The following is a 7113-nucleotide window of genomic DNA, read 5'->3' as shown; positions in this document are numbered from 1 at the left end:
ATTTAAATTTTTGACTGCCAACCCGAAGGCTAAGCAGTTTCGATTAACTCAACACCTGTGAGTGTCCACACAGATTTGCTTGATAAATTGTTAAAGAGCGTTGACCACACACTGAGTTTTCAGCGGGTCAGGGCTGCGTATTCTACGCATTCCCGTTAGTGCGTCAAGTAGTTTTTTAAACTTTCTCAACACTCATCGTTTAGCTTGCTAACCGATGAACTGCTTGGCTTTCTTTGCTTAACTTGCGTTTCGCTGTCTGCCGTGTCAGTGGATGCGCATTATAGGGAGATTGAGAAAGTCCGCAAGGGCTTTTTTGAGAAAAATGGATCTTTTTTTAATACTTTCAGTTAGTCACACAATACCCCCACTTTATCCTCAGACTTATCCACAAAATGGGTTTTAACGGTTAAATTTGCTACAGCGGCGGGTTAACTTTAGAGGCTATCGATAAGAATGAAATGATGTTCAATGGGGAATAACGACGATTAGCTATATAAAGAAGAGTAAGAATGTAATCCGGATGACATGGGAGTAAACGTGAGGCTTAATTCTAAATTAATGAAGAAATAAAAAGGCAACTTAGATAAGTTGCCTTTAGTGTACGTTTTATTCTACTTATTCAGTAGGCTTAATCTGTCAGCAGATTAACTTAACTTGCCGTGACATTGTTTGTACTTACGACCAGAGCCACAAGGACAAGGATCGTTGCGACCCACTTTGTCACCATCACGGATCATCGGTGCTTGCGCAGTGACAGCTTCATGCTCATCACCACCGCCAACAAGCGACTCTGCCGCTGCGTGTTGATAGTCGCGCTGGATCTTGGCATCTTCTTCACGACGACGCGCTTCCATTTCTTCCACATCTGACTGAGCTTGCACTTGTACTTTCGACAGCACACTGATGACGTCGTGTTTCAAGGTGTTCAATAGTTGTTGGAATAACTCAAACGACTCACGCTTATATTCTTGCTTTGGATTCTTCTGCGCGTAACCACGTAAGTGGATACCTTGACGCAGATGGTCCATCGCCGCTAAGTGTTCTTTCCACAGGCCATCGAGCGTTTGTAGCATAACGGCTTTTTCAAACTGGCGTAGCACTTGTGCGCCAACCATTTCTTCTTTTGCCTTATACGCATCGCCCCAAGCAGTAATAATACGCTCACGTAGACTCTCTTCATGCAGATCGTCTTCTTTATCTAACCATTCCTGGATAGGTAATTTGAGCATAAATTCTTGGTGTAGACGTTGCTCTAAACCTGGGATATCCCACAGCTCTTCTACTGATTGCGGTGGAATATACTGATCAATTACTGCGCCAATCACATCGTCTTGGATGTTTTGGATAGTATCTTCAATACTTTCCGCATCCATCAACTCATTGCGCTGGGCGTAAACTACTTGGCGTTGATCGTTAGCGACGTCATCAAATTCGAGTAATTGCTTACGGATATCGAAGTTACGGGCTTCAACTTTACGTTGAGCGTTTTCGATTGCGCGTGATACCCATGGATGCTCGATCGCTTCGCCTTCTTCCATACCCAGCTTTTTCATCATGCCAGAAACACGATCCGAGGCGAAGATACGCATTAAGCTATCTTCCATCGACAGGTAGAAGCGTGATGAACCCGCGTCACCTTGACGACCCGCACGACCACGTAACTGGTTATCGATACGGCGTGATTCGTGACGTTCTGTGCCTAGGATATGTAAACCACCCGCAGCAACGACTTCATCGTGACGAATTTGCCAATCGGCTTTGATCTTAGCTTTTTGCTCTGCTGTTGGATTATCGAGTTCATCGATTTCCATGTTCCAGTTGCCGCCAAGCACGATATCGGTACCACGACCTGCCATGTTCGTCGCAATAGTCACAGAGCCAGTACGGCCAGCTTGCGCGACGATTTCTGCTTCTCGTTCGTGGAATTTAGCATTTAAAACTTCGTGCGGGATCTTTTCCTGCACCATTAAGCGCGCTAACAGTTCAGACTGTTCGATTGATACTGTACCCACCAATACTGGCTGACCACGTTCACGGCAATCTTTAATGTCTTTAATGATCGCTTGATATTTTTCATCGGCGGTCAAATAAACTAAATCCGCCATATCCTTACGCACCATTGGACGGTTAGTAGGCACAACGACTGTGTCTAATCCATAGATGTGTTGGAATTCAAACGCTTCAGTGTCGGCTGTACCTGTCATACCTGCCAGCTTCTCATATTGACGGAAGTAGTTCTGGAAGGTAATTGAAGCCAATGTTTGGTTTTCGTTTTGAATATGCACGCCTTCTTTGGCTTCAACTGCTTGATGTAAGCCTTCTGACCAACGACGACCTGGCATAGTACGACCCGTGTGTTCATCGACTATGATTACTTCGTTGTCTTGTACTATGTAATCCACATCACGCTCAAACAAGGTGTGCGCACGAAGCGCCGCGTTGACGTGGTGTAATAGGGAAATATTTGCAGCAGAATAGAGTGAGTCGCCTTCGGCTAACATGCCGCGCTCGATCAGCAGGTTTTCTACTTTTTCTTGACCACGTTCGGTGAAATGCACTTGTTTGGCTTTTTCATCGATGCTGTAGTCGCCCTCACCCACATACTCTTCCGTATCTTCTTTATCTTGACGGATAAGATTGGGGATCAAGGTGTTGATCTTGATGTATAGCTCAGAGCTATCTTCGGCAGCGCCAGAAATGATCAGCGGCGTACGCGCTTCGTCGATTAAGATTGAATCCACTTCATCGATTAGGGCGTAGTGCAACGGACGTTGGACCCGTTCTTGCGGTGAAAACGCCATGTTATCGCGCAGATAATCGAAACCAAACTCGTTGTTGGTCCCGTAAGTGATATCGGCGTTATAGGCAGATTTCTTCTCATGTTGGCCAATACCTGCGACGTTGATTCCTACGGTTAAACCAAGAAACTCAAACAGTGGGCGGTTATTCTCGGCATCACGACGTGCCAAGTAATCGTTCACTGTAATCACGTGGACGCCTTTGCCTGTCAATGCGTTTAAGTAGGCGGGTAAGGTTGCCGTTAAGGTTTTACCTTCACCCGTACGCATTTCAGCAATACGGTTGCTGTCGAGTACCATACCGCCGAGTAACTGTACGTCGAAATGACGCATATCAAATACACGCTTAGACGCTTCGCGTACTGTCGCAAAGGCTTCAGCCATGATGCTATCTAATGAAGCTCCAGCAGCTAAACGCTCACGGAACTCTGCGGTTTTCGCCTTTAATGCTTCATCGGTTAATTTTTCATAATCAGCTTCTAATGCGTTAATGCTAATAACGATCTTTTGAAGCCCTTTAAGGGTACGGTCGTTGCGACTACCAAATACTTTTGTCAGTAATTTACCAAACATCTGAATCACTTATTCTCTGTAGGCCAAGTCCATGATGGAAACTAGAAGCCAATGTTTCAATTAACTTGCTTTGCGGTAGACAAACTTTTGTGGATCTATCTGCTGTCCGCCGCGCAACACTTCATAATGCACATGAGCCCCAGTTGAGCGCCCAGTGCTTCCCATACTGGCGATAGCATCGCCTTTTGCGACCACATCACCTACAGTCACTGACAAAGCTTTATTATGGCCATAACGCGTATGCAAACCGTTACCATGGTCGATTTCAACCAATTCGCCATAACCGAACATATTTCCAGCAAAAGTCACCACGCCTGCAGCAGTCGCAACAACTTTAGCTCCTTCTCGACCGGTAAAATCAATCCCCTTATGCACAGACCTGCGACCGTTGAAAGGGTCATTACGTAATCCGTAGGGCGACGATAACCAACCTTTATCGAGCGGGATACCTGATATATAACGTTCATCATCTATATGGTGGTTAGATGACACTGTTTCAAGTAGTGAAAGCTGAACATTATTATTGTCAATTCGTGATGCCAACTTATCCATATCGTCGATAAGCTGTCCGAGCTCGATGTTAGTGCCTAGTTCGCTCAAACCACCCACACCAACCTCGGATGAAAAATCAAAATCTTCATCCAACTTATTCTGCTGAGCGACCTGTTGACCTAAAGCTTCGAGACGGGTGATCTTGGCTTGCATACGTGCAACATGAGTCACAAGCATAGCCAGTTGAGACTCAGTAGCACTTTTAAGCTCTAAGACTTGTTTCTTTTGCTGTTCGCGCACGAGACGATCGTTATCGACACTGGCTTGCTGATCTTGAAATCGAGCGGAGTTGTGTTGATAAATACCGGACCCAGTGGCCAACAATAGTATTGGAAGTAGCAACCAGCGTTTACTGGGCTGCCAGCGTGTGACGCCATTCCGACCTTGAATAAATACTGTTACACTCATAGCCTAATTCAGCCATCTTATTATCATATGAAAAAGCCCCCTCAAGATCTCAGCCAATTACTGCATCAATCGGGAAAATTACCCGACCTTGCTGAGAAAGCGGAACTACTTATGTATCTGGATCAGCATGTGAAGCAGATTATTGCAGGTCCTGTTGCGGAGCAACTAAAAGTCGCTAATTTCCGCCAGGGTGTTCTTGTGGTTGAAACCACTTCGGCAGCCTGGGCTGCGCGAATTAATTTCCAAAAGCCGAAGCTATTAACCCAGCTTCAAGCAGAAACGCTCCCAATCCTTACCGCAATTGAAGTTAAAGTCAACCCGAGATTAGCAATGTATGACGCAAAGCCTAAACAGGGACATAAAGAATTAAGCCCAGCAGCAGCAGAGCACATTGCAGCATTAGCGGAAAATATTGGCGGTTCACTGGGCGAAAAACTAAAACGGCTGGCCTCATTGGCCAGCCGTAATAAATAATCTTACTGCTTTTTAAGCAAATACAGCGCCACCTGGTACGGTAAAGCTGACGGGAACATCGGCTTCTTTTTCGAAGCTGACCAACTCCCACGCATCCTGTTGCGCCAGTAAAGCACGCACCAATTGGTTGTTCAACGCATGACCGGTTTTATACGCAGTGAACTCACCTAAAATAGCGTGCCCAGCCACATATAAATCACCAAACGCATCTAGAATTTTGTGCTTAACAAATTCGTCCTCATAACGCAGGCCGTCGGGATTAAGGACGCGATATTCATCAAGTACAACAGCGTTTTCCATGCTGCCGCCCAACGCTAGGTTGTTGGCTCGCAAATATTCGATATCACGCATAAACCCAAAAGTACGGGCACGGCTGATATCTTTCACGAAAGCAGAAGTTGAAAAGTCCATCACCACATGCTGTTGGCTACGAGCGATTTCTGGGTGCGCAAAATCAATTTTAAAATTGACTCTAAAACCTTTAAACGGTTTTAACTCGGCCCATTTATCGCCATCTTCAACGCGCACAGTGCGCTTAATCTTTAAATACTTCTTAGGCGCGGCCTGCTCTTTAATACCCGCAGACTGCAACAAGAAGACGAATGGGCTTGCACTGCCATCCATAATAGGAATTTCAGGCGCGTCCACTTCGATTACAGCGTTATCTATGCCTAAACCCGCAAGAGCTGCAAATAAATGCTCAATGGTCGAGATACGAATACCTTCGTCATTGACAAGTGCCGTACACATAGTGGTTTCACGAACTTGCTCCGCCTTCGCTGGAATGGCGACGGCAGGACTCAAATCGGTGCGCACGAGTACGATCCCTGAATTAACGGGCGCGGGCATAATGCTCAAAGTGACCTTGTTGCCAGAATGCAATCCGACACCAGTTGTTTTCACCATTTTCTGAACAGTTCGTTGAAATATCATTCAGTTACCCGTTTATATGCCAATTATAAAGCCTAATATTTGTACACTCAGCGTCGGCAAATCGAGCCGCACTGGTCCAACATAATAACATAACTTTATTATGTCACACAAATGCAGCTATGTTGTGGTATTGCCCAAAACGAACAACACCTCACATATTACGCTGGACTCAAACGCTCTCGCTAGTCGGCTTGCTTACGCAAAAATGCTGGAATATCAAGATAATCCAATTCATGCTTTGTCGATGGTGCAGGCGTAGGAGCTGGCTGCTGAGCCGCTGGCAACACGTTGCCTTTTGGCGCTGCATAGTTTACATGTGCAGCTTCTTCGACATAGGCTTCGACTTTTGGTTCAACCACTACAGGCTCTGGACGAGGTGCAGGTTTAGAAACCAATTGGATATCTGGACGCTTTTCAGCACCAATACCAGTCGCAACAACCGTTACACGCAACTCATCACTCATTTCAGGGTCGATGACAGCACCAACAACCACAGTCGCGTTGTCAGAGGCATAAGCCTTAACATGATTACCGACAGTTTCGAATTCTTCGATACTCATATCCATACCCGCAGTGATGTTCACTAACACACCACGCGCACCGGCTAAGTCGATGTCTTCTAATAATGGGCTGGCAACAGCAGCTTCGGCCGCTTCTTCAGCGCGGTCTTCACCGCGAGCGACGCCAGTACCCATCATGGCATTACCCATTTCAGACATCACAGTCTTCACGTCGGCAAAGTCGACGTTAATCAGACCAGGACGAGTGATAAGCTCGGCAATACCTTGTACCGCACCAAGTAACACGTTATTCGCTGCGGCGAACGCATCGAGTAAAGAAGTACCACGGCCCAATACTTTTAATAATTTTTCGTTCGGGATCGTGATTAACGAATCCACGTGCTTAGCCAGCTCGGCAATGCCTTGCTCAGCGTAAGCCATACGTTTTTTCCCTTCGAATGGGAAAGGCTTAGTCACAACCGCAACGGTCAGAATACCTTCTTCACGTGCGATTTGAGCCACAACAGGTGCAGCACCTGTACCTGTACCACCGCCCATACCGGCAGCGATAAAGATCATGTCAGAACCTTTGATTGCCGCGCGAATGTTTTCGCGGTCTTCTTCAGCTGCAGCACGACCCACATCTGGGTTTGCCCCTGCTCCAAGACCTTTAGTGACATCGCGTCCTAATTGAATTGTTGAGCCAGCGCCTGATTTTCTCAGGGCCTGAGCGTCTGTATTGGTAACGATAAACTCAACACCTTCAATGTTGTGTTTGACCATATGTTCGACAGCGTTACCGCCGCCGCCGCCAACGCCGATGACTTTAATCACCGCGTCGTCTGAGTGAGTATCCATGATCTCAAACATTGTCT

The 7113-nt window shown here is 46.3% G+C and carries 5 protein-coding genes; 1 reads left to right on the top strand and 4 read right to left on the bottom strand.

Annotated features, from left to right (window positions below):
- Positions 1-644: 644 nt before the first annotated feature.
- Both secA and GWI56_RS07670 read right to left on the bottom strand, forming a co-directional pair.
- Positions 645-3371, bottom strand: a complete 2727-nt coding sequence (gene secA / locus GWI56_RS07675; RefSeq protein ID WP_113941072.1) for a preprotein translocase subunit SecA — start codon at positions 3369-3371, stop codon at positions 645-647.
- A 60-nt stretch (positions 3372-3431) separates the two neighbouring features.
- Entirely contained in the window at positions 3432-4331 is a 900-nt protein-coding gene (locus tag GWI56_RS07670; protein WP_105251201.1) for a M23 family metallopeptidase, read from the bottom strand.
- Between the two features lie 27 nt (positions 4332-4358).
- Between GWI56_RS07670 and GWI56_RS07665 the strand changes: the two genes are divergently transcribed.
- Complete coding sequence (locus GWI56_RS07665; protein WP_106648311.1) at positions 4359-4805, top strand: DciA family protein; 447 nt, start codon at positions 4359-4361, stop codon at positions 4803-4805.
- A gap of 12 nt (positions 4806-4817) precedes the next feature.
- Here GWI56_RS07665 and lpxC read toward each other — a convergent pair whose 3' ends face one another.
- Together lpxC and ftsZ are read right to left on the bottom strand one after the other, a co-directional pair.
- Positions 4818-5738 carry a UDP-3-O-acyl-N-acetylglucosamine deacetylase gene (gene lpxC / locus GWI56_RS07660; protein ID WP_198572582.1) on the bottom strand — a complete coding sequence of 307 codons (921 nt, stop codon included), beginning with the start codon at positions 5736-5738 and terminating at the stop codon, positions 4818-4820.
- A 182-nt stretch (positions 5739-5920) separates the two neighbouring features.
- Positions 5921-7108, bottom strand: coding sequence for a cell division protein FtsZ (gene ftsZ, locus GWI56_RS07655; protein WP_198572581.1), 1188 nt, complete (start codon positions 7106-7108; stop codon positions 5921-5923).
- Between the last annotated feature and the right edge of the window lie 5 nt (positions 7109-7113).

Origin of the sequence: Shewanella sp. DW31, assembly GCF_015767295.1 — a bacterium.
GTDB lineage: Bacteria > Pseudomonadota > Gammaproteobacteria > Enterobacterales > Shewanellaceae > Shewanella > Shewanella oncorhynchi.
Note: the sequence above shows the minus strand (reverse complement) of the source record. Positions and strands in the feature narration are given on the sequence as shown.

Bases quoted from the DNA above. Each gene is read 5' to 3' on its own strand.
- GWI56_RS07665 (WP_106648311.1), top strand. From the start codon at position 4,359: ATGAAAAAGCCCCCTCAAGATCTCAGCCAATTACTGCATCAATCGGGA.
- secA (WP_113941072.1), bottom strand. From the start codon at position 3,371: ATGTTTGGTAAATTACTGACAAAAGTATTTGGTAGTCGCAACGACCGT.
- lpxC (WP_198572582.1), bottom strand. From the start codon at position 5,738: ATGATATTTCAACGAACTGTTCAGAAAATGGTGAAAACAACTGGTGTC.
- ftsZ (WP_198572581.1), bottom strand. From the start codon at position 7,108: ATGTTTGAGATCATGGATACTCACTCAGACGACGCGGTGATTAAAGTC.
- GWI56_RS07670 (WP_105251201.1), bottom strand. From the start codon at position 4,331: ATGAGTGTAACAGTATTTATTCAAGGTCGGAATGGCGTCACACGCTGG.